We start from the raw sequence: 16,277 nt of genomic DNA on the forward strand, positions 1-16,277 counted from the left end.
AGATGCTTGAAAAACTCATTCATTTCTCACTCGCCCAGCGTTGGTTTGTGCTTTTGCTCACCCTGATTATTGCGGGCATTGGTTTTTATAGTTTTCAATTCCTGCCCATTGATGCTGTGCCGGACATTACCAATGTCCAGGTTCAGATTAATACCGAAGCACCGGGTTTTTCACCCTTTGAAGTTGAACAACGCGTTACCTTCCCCATTGAGACAGCCATGAGCGGTCTGCCTTCGCTTGATTATACTCGATCCCTGTCACGGTATGGCCTGTCGCAGGTGACGGTGGTGTTTAAGGACAAGACCAATATTTACTTTGCCCGGCAATTGATCAACGAGCGTCTGCAGCAGGTCAAGAATAAACTGCCAGCCGAGGTGACGCCTGAATTAGGTCCTGTGTCTACGGGGCTCGGCGAAATTTTTATGTACACGGTCACCAATAAAGCGGGGGCGAAATCCCCCTTGGATTCGACCGAATTGCGTACCATTCAGGACTGGATTATCAAGCCGCAATTACGTCAAGTCAGCGGTGTGGCCGAGGTGAATACCATTGGCGGTTTTGAAAAGCAGTATCATATCACCCCGGATCCGATGCAATTGTTTCGTTACAGTTTAAGCCTCGAAGATGTGCTTGAAGCGCTTGAACAAAACAATGCCAATGTCGGCGCAGGCTATCTTGAACGCAATGGCGAACAATACCTCATCCGCGTGCCGGGGCAGGTTAAATACATCACGGACATTGAAAACATCGTGATTGCCAGTTACAAGGGAATCCCTATCCGCATTGGCGATGTCGCCGAGGTGAGTCTCGGCAATGAATTGCGTACGGGGGCGGCCACTGAAAATGGCAGGGAAGTGGTTCTTGGAACGGTCTTCATGTTAATGGGTGAGAACAGCCGCACGATTTCGCAACGGGTGGCGGACAAATTAACAGAAATCAATAAAACCCTGCCTGACGGGGTGGAGGCCAAAGCGGTTTACGATCGGACGATTCTTGTTAATGCCACCATCAATACGGTTAAAAACAACCTGTTTGAGGGGGCTTTGCTGGTGTGCATCGTACTCTTCGTTTTTTTAGGCAATCTGCGGGCCGCTTTAATTACCGCCCTGGTTATTCCCCTGTCCATGCTGCTGACCATCAGCGGCATGGTAGTCAATCAGATCAGTGCCAACCTGATGAGCCTTGGGGCGCTTGACTTTGGTTTGATCGTGGATGGCGCGGTCATTATTGTTGAAAATTGTTTAAAGCGCCTTGGTTTACGACAACATCAATTGAAGCGCCAGTTGACGGAAGAAGAGCGGCAAAAGGAGATTGCGGCGGCTACCGTGGAAGTCATTCGGCCCAGTGTTTTTGGCGTGTTGATCATAACCATTGTTTACCTGCCTATCCTGACTTTAAGCGGTGTCGAGGGAAAAATGTTTCTGCCCATGGCAGAGACAGTCATCATGGCCCTGCTGGCGGCCCTCTTTTTTGTCGTGACCTTCGTGCCGGCGGCAGTGGCTGTGTTCTTACGCGGCCGTGTCAACGAAAAACCGAATGTGCTGCTGATGCACCTGACCTTCGCTTATGAGTGGTTACTGGGCGGCAGCCTTCGTTACCGGCAACTCATTACAGGCCTTTCCCTCCTGGTTACCTTGTTGAGTCTGGTTCTTGCCTGGCGTCTTGGCGCCGAGTTTATACCCAGCCTGGATGAGGGGGATATTGCACTGCATGCGATTCGAATCCCCGGTACCAGCCTGACGGAGGCAGTGGCGATGCAACACCTGCTGGAAGATCAAATTAAACAGGTGCCTGAAGTAGCCAGCGTGTTTTCCAAGCTCGGTACGGCAGAAATCGCCACCGACCCCATGCCGCCCAATGTGGCCGATACGTTTATTATGATTAAGCCGCGGAGTCAGTGGCCTGACCCACGCAAATCCAAGCAGCAACTGGTGAAGGACATTGAGAAGAAAGTGACCCGGATTCCAGGTAATAATTATGAGTTTACCCAACCGATCCAGATGCGGTTTAACGAATTGATTTCCGGGGTGCGAAGCGATGTGGCGGTGAAAATTTTTGGCGATGATTTAAACACATTGATTGCGTCGGCCAACGCGGTTCGCGACCTTCTGTCTACCGTGCCAGGCGCTGCGGATGTTAAAGTTGAACAGGTCACGGGCCTGCCCTTGTATACCGTCGTCATCGATCGGGTTTCTCTGGCCCGCTATGGCTTACAGGTCAGCGAAGTGCAGAATGCAGTGGAAATTGCTTTGGGCGGTAAAAAAGGAGGCGAGCTGTTTGAAGGCGATAAGCGGTTTGACCTGGTGGTTCGTCTGCCGGAGAAACTACGCAACGATCCCGATGTCCTGCGGCGCATTTTAATTCCTTTGCCCATTGCCGAAGACGGCGAGCGGCATTTTATTCCATTGACAGAGGTGGCCGTTATCGAGCGCAGCGAAAGTCCCAATCAAATCAGCCGGGAAAATGGCAAACGCCGTATTGTGGTTACCGCCAATGTGCGAGGAAGCGATTTAAATTCCTTTGTCAGTGCCGCGATGAAGAAAATAGAGCAGAGTTTAAAACTACCCAGTGCCTACTGGCTCAGTTGGGGCGGTCAGTTTGAACAGATGGAATCTGCCGCAGGGCGCCTGCAATGGGTTGTACCGGCTGTTTTATTCATTATTTATCTGTTGCTGTTCGTGGCCTTGGGGCATCTACGCGATGCCTTTTTGGTGTTTACCGGCATACCTTTGGCCTTAACAGGAGGGGTAGTGGCTTTATGGCTGCGAGGGATTCCATTGTCCATTTCAGCCGGTGTGGGCTTTATTGCCTTGTCCGGGGTGGCCGTCTTAAATGGCCTGGTCATCATCAGCTTTATCAATAAACTGTACTATGATGAGCATGTTCCACTGCGCCGTGCCATCATCCAGGGGTCAATAGCGCGGCTAAGACCAGTACTCATGACGGCACTGGTGGCCTCTCTGGGTTTTGTTCCCATGGCATTGGCAACCGGTACCGGAGCGGAAGTGCAACGTCCACTGGCTACGGTGGTAATTGGCGGCATTCTCTCATCCACCCTGCTCACCCTGGTGGTGCTGCCCTGTCTGTATTACCTTGTCCACTCCTACGGTCGGGGTCGGGAATCCCACGGCGTTGAGTAATTAATACTTCGCTTAATCATTCACATCAAGAGGCAATTTCAGTAGAATGATTCACATTTTTAAGGATTTAGGGGTGGTTTATGTCTGTCAGCATCCATACGATTGATTTTAAACACTTGGGTATGCAGGACCTGGAACAAGTGGGCGGCAAGAATGCGTCGTTAGGTGAAATGATTAGCCATTTATCTGCTGCTGATGTCCTGGTTCCTTCAGGCTTTGCCACCACAGCCGACTCCTTTCGTGCTTTTTTATCGCAAAACGGCCTTGATCAACACATTTATGAGATGCTGTCCAACCTGGATCCGGATAATATTAACCAGTTGACGCAAGTGGGTAAAACCATTCGTGAAAAGGTGGTGAACACGCCGTTTTCAAGCGAATTTGAAGCGGCTGTCCGACAATCCTACGAGCAACTGGCCAAACGCATCGGTCATGAGGATTTTAGCGTGGCTGTACGCTCGTCGGCTACGGCGGAAGATTTGCCTGATGCCTCCTTTGCCGGTCAGCAGGAAACATTCCTGAATGTTCGCGGCATTGATGCCGTGCTGACTGCCATTAAGCATGTCTTTGCCTCGTTGTTTAATGATCGTGCCATTTCCTACCGTGTACACCATGGTTTTGCTCATCACGATGTTGCTCTTTCGGCGGGAATTCAACAGATGATCCGAAGCGATATCGCCGTAAGCGGTGTGATGTTTACGCTGGACACGGAGTCAGGGTTCAACGACGTGGTGTTTATCACCTCTTCCTATGGACTTGGGGAAATGGTTGTACAGGGCGCGGTGAACCCTGATGAATTTTACGTCCATAAACCGGGTTTAAATGCAGGTCGGCCCGCGGTGATTCGTCGCAATTTGGGCAGTAAAGCGATTAAGATGGTTTATTGCGATGATCCCGACAGTGGCCGCAATGTCAAAACTGAAGAAGTGCTCCCTGCGGATCGTCTGAAGTTTTCTCTGACCACCAACGAAATAGAGCAGCTTGCCCGACAAGCGCTCATCATTGAAAAGCACTATGGCCGCCCCATGGATATTGAGTGGGCGAAAGACGGAAAAGATGGCAAACTGTATATATTGCAGGCAAGGCCTGAAACGGTAAAAAGCCGCGCCAATACGCAGGTTCTGGAACGTTACACCCTGAAAGCCAAAGGCGACGTATTGAGTGAAGGGCGCAGCATCGGTCAGCGCATTGGCCAGGGACGTGCTCGTATTATCAAAGACATCAGCGAGATGGACAGGGTCAAGCCTGGCGATGTTCTGATTTCTGACATGACCGATCCGGATTGGGAGCCGGTTATGAAACGGGCCGCTGCCATTGTTACCAACCGGGGCGGGCGCACGTGTCATGCAGCCATCATTGCCCGCGAGCTTGGCATCCCGGCCGTGGTGGGTTGCGGTGATGCCACAAAAGCAATCCGTGACGGAGATGAAGTCACCGTCAGTTGTGCCGAGGGGGACACGGGTTATATTTATCAAGGATTATTGCCTTTTGAACGCATCAACCTCGATGTGGATACCATGCCGGAACTGCCCATCAAGGTGATGTTGAATGTCGGCAATCCCGAACGGGCCTTTGCTTTTCAATCAGTGCCTAATTCAGGCGTGGGGCTTGCACGCCTTGAGTTTTTAATTTCCAATACCATCGGCATCCACCCTAAGGCATTGCTGAATTACGCTTCCCTGGAAGATAAAAAGCTTAAGCAGTTGATTGATGAAAAAACCGCGGCTTACGAGTCGCCGGTGGAGTTTTACATCGAGCGTTTAAAGGAAGGCATTGCCACCATTGCCGCTGCCTTTTACCCCAAACCGGTGATTGTTCGTTTATCTGACTTTAAATCAAATGAATACGCCAATTTGGCGGGCGGGCAATATTATGAGCCGCATGAGGAAAATCCCATGCTCGGATTCCGTGGCGCTTCCCGCTATGTGTCGCCCGATTTTGCCGATTGTTTTGCCCTGGAATGCCGGGCGGTGCGGCGTGTGCGGGAGGACATGGGACTTCAAAACGTGGAGGTGATGATTCCTTTTGTGCGTACAGTCAGCGAAGCGTCGCAGGTTATTGATGTGTTAAAGGCGCAGGGCCTTTCGCGCGGTCAACACGGATTACGCATTATCATGATGTGTGAATTGCCCTCCAATGCCCTGCTGGCCAGAGAGTTCCTGGAGTATTTTGATGGTTTTTCCATCGGTTCCAATGATTTGACGCAATTGACCTTAGGCCTTGATCGTGACTCCGGCTTAATTGCTTCGCAGTTTGATGAGCGCAATGATGCGGTGAAAGCCTTGCTGCACATGGCCATCTCAACCTGTAAACAAGCTGGCAAATACATCGGCATTTGCGGTCAGGGACCGTCTGATCACCAGGATTTTGCTGAATGGCTGATGAAAGAGGGCATTGACAGCGTGTCGCTAAATCCTGATTCCGTGTTAGACACCTGCCTGTTTTTAGCCAGGCAGAAAGCATGAAGCGGCTTTCCAGATTTTTACTGGTTGTCGCAGCGTGTTTCCCGGTTTTGGTATTTGCTGGAAGCAATACCCATGAACAGGATCCGCTGGCATCAGTGATTTTCTGGGTCAGTTTTATTTTTATCTTTGCTCTGTTGGGGCGTTACCTGGCTAAACGGTTTAATCAGGCCGGCGTCCTTGGCGAGTTAATCATGGGCGTGCTTCTGGGCAATGTCTGTTATTTTTTGGGTCTGCAAATATTTGTCGTGCTGCGTGAAGGCTCTGCGATATTCCACATCATGCGCAGCATGCTGGATGGTGTCTCCCTCACGCAGGCAGTCAAAACCAGCATCCCGGATCCAGTCTATGCCAACCAGATGCTGAAGGCCTTAACCAGTCATGACGGCATTGAGCTAATCAAGGCAGGGTATGTTCTGGATATCCTGTCGCGTTTCGGCGTTCTTTTTCTGCTGTTTATGGTGGGTCTTGAAAGTTCGCTGCAGGACTTGAAAAAAACAGGGAGAGAATCAGTCCAGGTGGCGATCATCGGCGTAGTAGCGCCGATCATCCTTGGGTTTTTAGCTGCCCATCTTTTACTGCCTGATGCGTCGTATAAAGCCGATTTGTTTGTTGCCGCCACCCTGTCAGCCACCAGCATCGGCATCACCGCCCGCGTGTTGTCGGAAATGAAAAAACTTAAAACCCGGGAGGCGAGGACCATCATGGGTGCGGCTATGCTCGACGATGTCCTGGGACTGATGATTTTAGCCATTGTCAGCAGCATTGTTGTCAGCGGTGAAGTCGATGTGCTACAGATTGTCTGGGTGTTAGGTTCAGCCCTTGTATTTTTTATCGTGGCTGTCTTGTTCGGTCCCTGGGCTTTGCGGCAGGTGATTCGCTTTTTAAGTTTCCTTGATCTGTGGGAAGCCAAACTCTTTGCATCCTTTTTCTTTCTGATGACACTTGCCTGGCTTGCCACTGTGATGCAGCTGGCTGCCATCATTGGCGCGTTTGCAGCCGGTCTGGTGATTCATGATGGTTTTTTTGAAGTTGATGACAGCGAGCGACAATACCGCTTGGATATCAAGCAACTGATTGCTCCGTTTGAAGCCATTTTAGCTCCCCTGTTTTTCATGTTGATTGGTATTCAGGTCAAACTGGAATCGTTTTATGACTGGCGCGTGCTGGTCATGGCCGGAGCATTAACCCTGGCGGCCATCATTGGCAAGCTGGTCAGCGGCCTGGGCGGCAATAAAAAGGACGATCGATTGCTGATAGGAATTGGTATGTTGCCTCGCGGTGAAGTGGGATTGGTTTTTGCCTCCATCGGCAGAACCTTGGGGGTTATTTCCGATAATCTGTTTTCAGCCATCATTTTAATGGTTATCCTCACCACCTTAATTGCCCCTCCCTGGTTGAAAATGCAATACGCACGGCAGAAAAAGAGAAAGGTTAGTCAGGCATGAATATTCCCTTCGATGAAATCAAAGACAATGTAAAACGCGCGCTGGCTGAGGATATTGGTTCTGGCGATGTCAGTGCCGCATTGCTGCCAGCCGAATTGCAGGCCGTGGCTGAAATTTTTTCACGTGAGCCCATGCTGGTGTGCGGTCAGCCCTGGGTCAATGAAGTCTTTGCACAGGTTAACCCGGGCATTGAAATTCAATGGCTGGTTGATGAGGGGGTCTGGTTGGCGGAACCCTCGACGCTGTGCAAAATCAGCGGTCGCGCCTGTGATCTGTTAACTGCGGAAAGAACCGCGTTGAATTTTTTACAAACCCTGGCCGCTACAGCCACCCAGACCTGGCACTATTTACAGGAAATTAAAGGCACCAAAGCCCGTTTGCTTGATACACGCAAAACCATTCCCGGGTTAAGGCTGGCGCAAAAATACGCCGTTGCCTGTGCGGGCGGTATGAATCATCGTGTTGGTTTGTACGATGCTTACCTGATTAAAGAAAACCACATTAAATCCTGTCGTTCCATTACGCAGGCTATTTTAATGGCACGGGAGAAACGGCCGGACTTGCTGATTGAGATCGAAGTGGAAACGCTTCAGGAGTTGCTGGAAGCGTTAAATGCTGGCCCCGACCGTATTCTGCTGGATAATTTCAGCCATGCCATGCTGGCGGAGGCTGTGGTTTTAAATCAACCTTATCAATGCCAATTGGAGGCTTCGGGAGGGGTGACGCTGGATACCATCCGTTCTATTGCACTCACGGGTGTTGACTTTATTTCAGTCGGTTCGATAACCAAGTCCTTACAGGCAATTGACTTGAGTTTGTTAATCAGGGAAATCAAATGAATGCAAAAATCGTATTAACCGGGGGCGGTAGCGCTGGTCATGTCACCCCCAATTTAGCCATGATTGAAAACCTGAAAGAAGAAGGCTGGCAAATCGATTACATTGGTTCTGCCGATGGGGTAGAAAAACAGATTATTGGTAAAACCCAGGTGTCCTTTCATCCCATTCAGTCAGGAAAATTACGCCGTTATTTCAGTTGGCAGAATTTTTTAGACCCGTTTAAGATTGTTTATGGTCTCATTCAATCGTTTCGGTTATTACGGCGTTTGAATACAGACATTGTTTTTTCCAAAGGCGGATTTGTCGCTTTCCCTGTGGTGGTGGCGGCTTGGCTGAATCGCATTCCAGTCGTTGCTCATGAGTCGGACATGTCGCCCGGACTTGCAAACCGCTTGTGCCTTCCATTTGTTAGTAAAATCTGTGTGACATTCGCTCCGGCGAAAACCCATTTTAAACGGCAGGATAAGGTGGCAATAACGGGTACACCCATTCGTCGGCAATTATTTAACGGCTCGCGTCAGCGGGGTCTTGCCCTGTGCGGCTTTAATGACAAGCAGGCCATCTTACTGGTCATCGGCGGGAGTCTGGGCGCTCAAGCCATTAATCAGGCCGTGAGAGAAGCCTTACCGAGGCTGAGCCAAAACTATCAGATTATCCATTTATGCGGCAAAGGAAAGATGGATGAATCCCTGCAAACGGTGCCGGGTTATTTTCAACTGGAATATGCCAGCGACGAACTGGCTGACTTGTTTGCCGCTGCCGATGTGGTGGTTTCACGTGCCGGAGCGAATGCCTTGTATGAAATTCTGGCTTTGCAAAAACCGCATGTATTAATCCCGCTTTCAGCCAAAGTAAGTCGCGGCGATCAAATTCAGAATGCCAACTACTTTAAGGAGCAGGGGATTAGCATTGTCATTCCTCAGGAAGAGTTAACCACCGACCGTTTGCTGGCGGCCATTGATGAGGCGGAAGAGAATCAACAGGACATTATTCAGCGTATTAAATCGCTGAAAATTGAATCCGCCACCGTGAAAATCATGAATCTCATTAAGGAGCAGTTGCATGTTGAATCCCCAGAAACTGTTTGAAGGAATTGAACAGGCCTGGCAAAACGAGATCCTCCCCAGTCTCGTTGACTACATTCGAATTCCCAATAAATCGCCGCATTTTGATAAAGACTGGCAGGCGCATGGCTTCATGGAAAAAGCAGTGTCCCATGTTGCCCAGTGGTGTGAAGCCCATGCTCCTCGAGGCATGACCATGGAAGTCATCCGGTTAGAAGGCCGCACGCCGCTTCTGTTTATGGAGATTCCCGGTCAATTAGAGGAAACCGTATTGCTGTATGGTCATCTCGACAAGCAGCCGGAAATGACAGGGTGGCAGGAAGGTCTTGGCCCCTGGCAGCCTGTGATTCGTGATGGAAAGCTTTATGGCCGCGGGGGCGCAGACGACGGCTATGCGGCCTATGCCTCGTTAACGGCCATTGACCAGCTTAAGAAACAGGGATTAGCCCATGCCCGCTGTGTATTGATTATTGAGGCCTGCGAGGAAAGCGGCAGCTATGATCTTCCTTATTACATCGAAGCCTTGGCTCATCGCATCGGCGAACCCTCGCTGGTTATCTGCCTGGATTCGGGAGCCGGGAATTACGAACAATTGTGGATGACAACTTCCTTGCGCGGGAATGTAGTGGGTGAGCTTTCGGTGGAATTGATTGAAGAAGGGGTTCATTCCGGTAGTGCCAGCGGCATTGTACCCGACAGTTTTCGAGTGGCCAGGCAACTCATCAGTCGTATCGAAGACGAAGCCACAGGACAGGTAAAGTTGCCTGAACTGTATTGCGAGATCCCTGAGGAAAGGGTGAGTCAGGCGCGGCAATGCGGTGAAATTCTTGGAGAAGACGTTTACTGTGCGTTTCCTTTTCATCCGAATGTCAAACCCGTGACTGGCAATAAAACGGAATTAATACTGAACCGCACCTGGCGGCCTGCTTTGACGGTGACAGGTGCTGAAGGGTTACCGGCGATTGCCAATGCCGGCAATGTCATGCGTCCAAAAACGGCATTTAAATTATCCATGCGCCTGCCACCGCTCGTATGCCCGCAAAAGGCTTCCATGGCCATGCAAAAGGCATTGACCGAAGAGCCCCCTTACCAGGCCAAGGTCGCTTTTCATATTGATGACGGTGCACCGGGTTGGCATGCGCCGTTAATGCCCGAATGGCTGGCTAAAGCCGCTGATGAAGCGTCCATGGCATTCTACAATAAACCCGCGGCTTATATCGGTGAAGGAGGAACCATACCCTTCATGGGCATGCTGGGTGAGAAATTCCCACAAGCACAATTTATGATCACCGGTGTATTGGGGCCTCATTCCAATGCCCATGGTCCTAATGAGTTTCTGCATTTGGATATGGTTAAAAAACTAACTTCCTGCGTTTCTTATGTTCTGCATCGGCATTATTTACAATTTTCCAATAATCGCTAGACAAAACAATAACTTACTGTCATAATTCGCAACCTCTTGTTATGGAAAACAACAAGAGGTTGATGACGGCAAATGCCGTTAAGTCCAATCACAATAAGGAGAAATTATGAAAGCCAATCTGATTGCTATGGTTCTGTCATTTTTATCAATGTCGTTCCCTTTGTACGCATCCCCCACACCCCTCGGCACAAACGCGACCGCGCAGGAAGCAGAAACAGCCGCTCCTAAAATCAACCTGAATACCGCTGAATTAAAAACGCTGATTCATTCATTTAAAGGAATTGGTGAGAAGCGGGCTGAGGCCATTGTTAAATACCGGGAAAGCCATGAGGGTTTTAAATCGGTTGAAGAATTGGCGGAAGTTCCCGGTTTGGGGCAACAATTCATCAATAGGAATCTTGCTGAACTTAAAGAAACCTTTAGCGTAGAGTAAAATCTCCCCGCCCGCGCAGGCGGGCTTTTTCCGTTCTCAGACATAAAAATAAATGGAATACCATGTCCGGTGATAACCATTATTTTGTTTATATATTATCCAGTAAGGCTTATGGAACACTTTATACCGGTGTCACAAGTAATCTGGCACGACGACTGGATCAACAAAGAGGGAGTGGTTGAAGGATTTACTAAAAAATACAAGGTTTATCGGTTGGTCTATTATGAAATTCACTCTGAGATATATGAGGCGATTACAAGAGAAAAACGACTTAAGAAATGGAACAGGCAATGGAAAATTAACCTAATCCTACAAAAAAATCCTCAGTGGCTTGATTTGAGTATTGGATTGTTTTGATGGATGGATGCCCGCCTGAGCGGGCAAGACAGATTTATTAGGTTTCAAAAGCAAAACCTGTCTTGCCCGCGCAGGCGGGCAACCAGGATACTGTTGTGATCTAATCATTCAACCAATGATTAAATGGCTTAACGAAGCCGCCGTGCTGACATGGCAAATGGCTCTGGTTAAAAAACCAAACCTGTCTTGCCCGCGCAGGCGGGCAACCAGGATAGTCGTTGCGATCTAATCATTCAACCAATGATTAAATGGCTTAACGAAGCCGCCGTGCTGACATTGGCAAATGGCTCTGGTTAAAAAAACCAAACCTGTCTTGCCCGCGCAGGCGGGCAACCAGGATAGTTGTTGTGATCTAATGATTAAAACAATGAAAGTAAATTTACCGAGCAAAAAATTAATTCGTTGAGGCAAGTAGGGGGCATTGCCTATAGTCTGTCTATGGAGATAGATAATTTTTTATCATGGATAAAGAAACTTAATAAAGACCTGTCGATTTTTACCCAAATATAGGTTAAAGTACAGGCCAAAAAAAGAACGAGGTAGTGGGGCTCATGTTCAGGAAATTAAGGGGCGTTTTTTCAAACGATTTATCCATCGATTTGGGAACAGCTAACACATTGATTTATGTAAGGGATAGAGGGATTGTTCTTAATGAACCCTCCGTTGTGGCATTGAGGAACGAATCAGGACAAAAGCGTGTGGCGGCTGTTGGGATAGAGGCCAAGCGCATGCTGGGACGAACCCCGGGCAACATTAATGCCATTCGTCCGATGAAAGACGGGGTTATTGCCGACTTCTTTGTCACAGAGCGTATGTTGCAGCATTTCATTCATAAAGTGCATGAAAACCGTTTCTTAAGACCCAGCCCGCGAGTGCTGGTCTGTGTACCTTGCGGTTCTACACAAGTTGAGCGTCGTGCAATTCGCGAATCAGCCATGGGTGCTGGTGCGCGTGAAGTCTTCCTCATTGAAGAGCCGATGGCGGCGGCATTGGGTTCAGGGATGCCAGTCGAAGAAGCCAGTGGTTCAATGGTTGTCGACATTGGCGGCGGTACCACTGAAGTGGCTATTATTTCCCTGAGTGGTATTGTGTATCATCAGTCTGTCCGTATTGGCGGCGACAAATTTGATGATGCCATTGTTTCTTATGTTCGCCGTAATTATGGCACCTTGATTGGTGAAACCACGGCAGAGCGTATCAAGCATGAAATTGGTTCTGCTTTCCCAAGTCGTGATTTGTTTGAGATTGAAGTCAGGGGCCGGAATCTGGCCGAAGGCGTGCCGCGCAGTTTCACATTGACCAGTGCAGAAATCCTTGAAGCATTGCAGGAACCTCTGTCCGGTATCGTGGGTGCGGTTCGAGCAGCTCTGGAATTGGCGCCGCCTGAATTGGCTGCTGATATTGCCGAGCGCGGTATGGTTCTCACTGGCGGTGGTGCTCTGTTGAAAAACATGGATACCTTGCTGATGGAAGAAACTGGCCTGCCCGTATTAGTCGCAGAAGATCCTTTAACCTGCGTAGCGCGTGGTGGTGGTAAGGCGTTGGAAACAATGGATTTGCGTGGCGGTGATTTCCTCTCAACCGAATAATTCGAATAATACACTCTTTGGCAAGGGCAAACACCGAGCATTCAGCTTTGTGTTTGCCTTGATGTTTTCTATTTGCTTGATGTTTTCTGATTACCATTACCAGTACTTAGGTCATGTGCGTAGTGGTTTTTCCTTCATGGTGTCGCCTTTGCAATACGCTGTCGATTATCCAGTGCGTATCATGGGATGGGCTCAGGCTTTAGTAAGCGCCAAAACTTCCTTAATCAGTGAAAACATGGAGTTACGCTATCAGCAGACGCTGCTGGAGGCTGAGCTTCAGAAACTCATGGCCATCAAGGAAGAAAACTCGCAGCTCAGAGAGCTGTTGCTGACCTCTTCCAAGGCCAAAATGAAAGCCATGGCTGCCCAGATTCTGGCTGTCGATACCAGTACCTCGCGGCAACTGGTAATCCTTAACAAAGGGAAACGGGACGGCGTTTATACCGGCCAACCCGTTCTGGATGCCAAAGGGGTGATGGGGCAAATTATCGATGTAGGGTATATGACCAGCACGGTATTACTGATTTCCGATGCTAAATGCGCTGTGCCGGTTCGTAATACGCGTACCGGCGAAAGGGCTATTTTAGTGGGTACCAACAATTTAGGGCAATTGTCATTGATCAATCTGCCGCGTACGTCATCCACCAATAAAGGGGATTTGTTGGTAACCTCCGGGTTGGGACGGCTTTATCCTGAAGGCTATCCGGTTGGACGTGTTGAAAATGTGACCAGTGTGCCGGGCGATGATTTTATCAAAGTCGAGGTAAGCCCTGTTGCTCTGCTTAATCGTAATCGGCTGGTGTTGTTAATTTGGCCTGATAAAGAACAGGAAATTTTGACGGCGCAAATTAATGAGCGCATGAATGCCTTGGGAGCCGCCACATGAATTCCTTGAGATGGCGTTTGCCTATTGCTTTTTTAATCGCGCTGATTTTAACGATCATGCCACTGCCGGCTTTTCTGGTTACCATACGACCGCCCTGGACGCTCTTGCTGGTGCTTTATCTGCAGTTTTATATGCCGGACTATTTTCGGGTCAGTATACTGGTCATGCTCGGCTTGATTCTGGATGCCTTGCTGGCTACCGTGATTGGCGAGCATGCGTTCGCCCTGTGCTTAACGACCTGGCTTGCGAGCAGTAAAGCCAGACGCTTTTATTTCTTTCCAATCGGACAACAGATGGCTTTGATTGGCTTTTTCTGCGCCTGGTATCAACTGACGGTGTTTTTTATTGATGCTTTTCTAGGTTACCCCATGAATTGGATGACAGTCATTGGCGGCACGCTGTTAAGCATCCTGGTCTGGCCATGGATAAGGCTGGCTGCAGAAGAGACCTTATTGTTCAAGGCACGTTTTAAAGCCTGACCTCTTCAGCCTGCGCTGGCTTGAAACTTGAGAGCCGAACTGGAGTAATGCTGAATGATGTCAAGGTAGGGTTGCATCATTTGACCTAAACGCGCGCTGGTCAGTGCACTGTAATCGATGGCATCCAATGAATGAAGTTTTTCACCCCGAAACGGTTTATCTTCGACAAGCGCCATCAGTTTTTTGGCGGCTCTAATCTTCACTTTTGCCGAATGACCACCCTTTACTCCAAGGAAGTGGGATTTATAATGTTTCGATTTTTTTTCGGGGTCTGCCTCTACCTGGCGTAAGCGAATGTACTTACGCAACGTTCTAAGGAGTTCCTGCTCCCTCGCATTGAGCTTGATTCCGGGTGCTTTGTTTTTGTCTGTTTGCTTTTCAATCGTTCTTCGCTGCTGTAGGGGCTCTGGTTCTTTTTCCTTCCCTTTCTCCTTCTCTTTACCTTTCTCCACGTCATTGCTTTCCTCAGCCAGCACAAAATCAGGCTTATCGCTCCATTGCACAATGACCGGGTTTTGCTGATGGGTATCCAATCGCACCTGAGCCTGATAATAAAGTTCCCGTAACTCGAAGTCCTGGGCGGTATGCGAATAGCGGGGAGTAGGAATAGCATCGACTAAGTCATTAAACACCCGATGAAGTCTTACTATGGCGTCCGGCTGTTCGGCAAGCTGGTTAATGGCTTCTGTAATGTAATCCAGTTTATCGAGTGTGGATGAGGTATTGGCGAGGGCGTCATGTATCTCTCTCAGGGGAGGGTTGTCTGACTCAAAAAGTGGGAGCAAGGGATTAAAATCGTATTGCATGGAAAACTGTTTTAATTCCTGGTTTTGATCAAAATAAGCCTGGGAATTGAGAAAATGATGATTGGAATAGACGGTATCGCGTTTTTCTGGATACAAGGGATGCCGCCTGTGCATGGGGTAGCCAAAAACATTCTCGCCGCTATAAATTGCTATGGTATTTAAAATTCCCCGTTTCAACACGTCGGCATGATGGCCATACACATCATAGATATTGGGTTCGAAGAGGGTTGCTGGGGGAAAGCCATTCTGGATAAGTAAACGATTTTGCAACAAATTAACAAAGGTGCGGCCATTGGCATCTCCAAATGGATGGATGCGCTCCAGTGCTTCGGTTGTTTCACCAATGAGTTGTAAAATAGCATCGGGATCGCGTAATGTGCCGATGGTTTCATTGTATCGAGCGATGGTTTGTTGCACCAGTGGCTGAGGATTAGCGGGGGCCTGGTAATGAATTGCGTTGCCTTGGTCGATTAAAAAAGACGCGAATGCCAGGTTGTCTCCCTCCCCGACGTATTTTCTGCGTTCTTCTTTAATTTTTGCAGGGGTAATAAAGCAGGGTTGAGACCCCTGAAATTTTGGCCATAACATGACTCCTTCGCCGTCGACCTCATCAGGCCCACTCAACGCATGGTTTTCTATTTTATCCAATAAATCCGCTAATCCAGAGACTGTCATACGTTGTTGCGATGGAACAAAATTAAAAAAAGGGGACTCTGCCCTGTAAGCCCCGCGGGCAATGCTATCATTCGTCCCCAAATAAACATTGTTTGTCACCGCCCCATGCAGCGCGAGAATCAGTTCCTCAGAGATGAAGGGATCTTCCAGGTTCTCAAGAGCCATATTTAAACCTGTAAAAAAGGCATTGAGCGAGTTGTCCTCTCTCTGGCAGTACTCCACCCACCCATGATCAGGCTCCGCCTTGGTTACAGAATTGCCTGTTATACTGGAGTAAAGCTGGCCATCCACGGCCAATTGCCAAAGGCGGTTTCGAGGGTAATTTCGTTTAAATTCTGCCAACGCCTCCTCCGCTGAAGTCTGCCTGACATTAAACTGTTCATGTGGAAGGAGGCGTTTGTTACGGGTTAGGTTAAAAACTGCCAATTCTTCCATTTGCTGATACCAAGAGTCCAGTTCTTCAAATTTGTTTAAGGCATGTTTTTCAAAGCGAATCTGTTTTAAGTCAGAGAGAGGAATCGTGTTCTTTTCAAGCACCTGTTTAACCTGTTCCGTGGGTGTGGACTCCGGGTTAATGTCCAGTGAGATTTTTCTTTTGGAGGACTTAAAGTACAAGGCTAATTTCATGATGACAATCCACATGGGCAATGTGTGTCAATTATAGTCTATTTGTTTT

13 protein-coding genes are annotated in these 16,277 nt (G+C 48.8%); 12 read left to right on the plus strand and 1 reads right to left on the minus strand.

Features of this window, described 5'->3' with window-relative positions; translation table 11 throughout:
* Positions 1-2: 2 nt before the first annotated feature.
* The 12 genes from Lrub_RS11350 to mreD all read left to right on the plus strand — a co-directional run bounded on the left by Lrub_RS11350 (position 3) and on the right by mreD (position 14,120).
* On the plus strand, positions 3-3,140 hold the full coding sequence (locus Lrub_RS11350) for an efflux RND transporter permease subunit (RefSeq protein ID WP_058532194.1): 3,138 nt from the start codon (positions 3-5) through the stop codon (positions 3,138-3,140).
* A gap of 80 nt (positions 3,141-3,220) precedes the next feature.
* A complete protein-coding gene (ppsA, locus tag Lrub_RS11355; protein WP_058532195.1) occupies positions 3,221-5,605 on the plus strand; it encodes a phosphoenolpyruvate synthase in 2,385 nt (794 codons plus the stop codon).
* Positions 5,602-7,050 carry a cation:proton antiporter gene (locus tag Lrub_RS11360; protein WP_058532196.1) on the plus strand — a complete coding sequence of 483 codons (1,449 nt, stop codon included), beginning with the start codon at positions 5,602-5,604 and terminating at the stop codon, positions 7,048-7,050. The genes ppsA and Lrub_RS11360 overlap by 4 nt, the downstream gene beginning before the upstream one ends.
* A complete protein-coding gene (gene nadC / locus Lrub_RS11365) occupies positions 7,047-7,889 on the plus strand; it encodes a carboxylating nicotinate-nucleotide diphosphorylase (protein ID WP_058532197.1) in 843 nt (280 codons plus the stop codon). Before Lrub_RS11360 ends, nadC begins: the two co-directional genes overlap by 4 nt.
* Positions 7,886-8,977, plus strand: a complete 1,092-nt coding sequence (locus tag Lrub_RS11370; protein ID WP_058532198.1) for an undecaprenyldiphospho-muramoylpentapeptide beta-N-acetylglucosaminyltransferase — start codon at positions 7,886-7,888, stop codon at positions 8,975-8,977. Before nadC ends, Lrub_RS11370 begins: the two co-directional genes overlap by 4 nt.
* On the plus strand, positions 8,952-10,376 hold the full coding sequence (locus Lrub_RS11375; protein WP_058532199.1) for a M20 family metallopeptidase: 1,425 nt from the start codon (positions 8,952-8,954) through the stop codon (positions 10,374-10,376). Before Lrub_RS11370 ends, Lrub_RS11375 begins: the two co-directional genes overlap by 26 nt.
* A gap of 106 nt (positions 10,377-10,482) precedes the next feature.
* Positions 10,483-10,809, plus strand: a complete 327-nt coding sequence (locus Lrub_RS11380) for a ComEA family DNA-binding protein (protein WP_058532200.1) — start codon at positions 10,483-10,485, stop codon at positions 10,807-10,809.
* Between the two features lie 62 nt (positions 10,810-10,871).
* Positions 10,872-10,991 carry a GIY-YIG nuclease family protein gene (locus Lrub_RS15285; RefSeq protein ID WP_420324353.1) on the plus strand — a complete coding sequence of 40 codons (120 nt, stop codon included), beginning with the start codon at positions 10,872-10,874 and terminating at the stop codon, positions 10,989-10,991.
* The gene (locus Lrub_RS15290) at positions 10,984-11,166 is read left to right on the plus strand and encodes a GIY-YIG nuclease family protein (RefSeq protein WP_420324354.1); all 183 of its coding nucleotides are present in this window, start codon (positions 10,984-10,986) and stop codon (positions 11,164-11,166) included. The genes Lrub_RS15285 and Lrub_RS15290 overlap by 8 nt, the downstream gene beginning before the upstream one ends.
* 551 nt (positions 11,167-11,717) lie before the next feature.
* A complete protein-coding gene (locus Lrub_RS11390; RefSeq protein ID WP_058527717.1) occupies positions 11,718-12,755 on the plus strand; it encodes a rod shape-determining protein in 1,038 nt (345 codons plus the stop codon).
* Entirely contained in the window at positions 12,733-13,641 is a 909-nt protein-coding gene (gene mreC, locus Lrub_RS11395; protein WP_058532296.1) for a rod shape-determining protein MreC, read from the plus strand. Before Lrub_RS11390 ends, mreC begins: the two co-directional genes overlap by 23 nt.
* Positions 13,638-14,120, plus strand: a complete 483-nt coding sequence (mreD, locus tag Lrub_RS11400) for a rod shape-determining protein MreD (protein ID WP_058532201.1) — start codon at positions 13,638-13,640, stop codon at positions 14,118-14,120. Before mreC ends, mreD begins: the two co-directional genes overlap by 4 nt.
* Before the next feature lie 5 nt (positions 14,121-14,125).
* On the opposite strand, the gene Lrub_RS11405 is transcribed toward mreD, so the two are convergent.
* Positions 14,126-16,228 carry a Fic family protein gene (locus Lrub_RS11405; RefSeq protein WP_162263142.1) on the minus strand — a complete coding sequence of 701 codons (2,103 nt, stop codon included), beginning with the start codon at positions 16,226-16,228 and terminating at the stop codon, positions 14,126-14,128.
* Positions 16,229-16,277: the final 49 nt, after the last annotated feature.

Source organism: Legionella rubrilucens, assembly GCF_001468125.1.
GTDB classification, from domain to species: Bacteria; Pseudomonadota; Gammaproteobacteria; order Legionellales; family Legionellaceae; genus Legionella_C; species Legionella_C rubrilucens.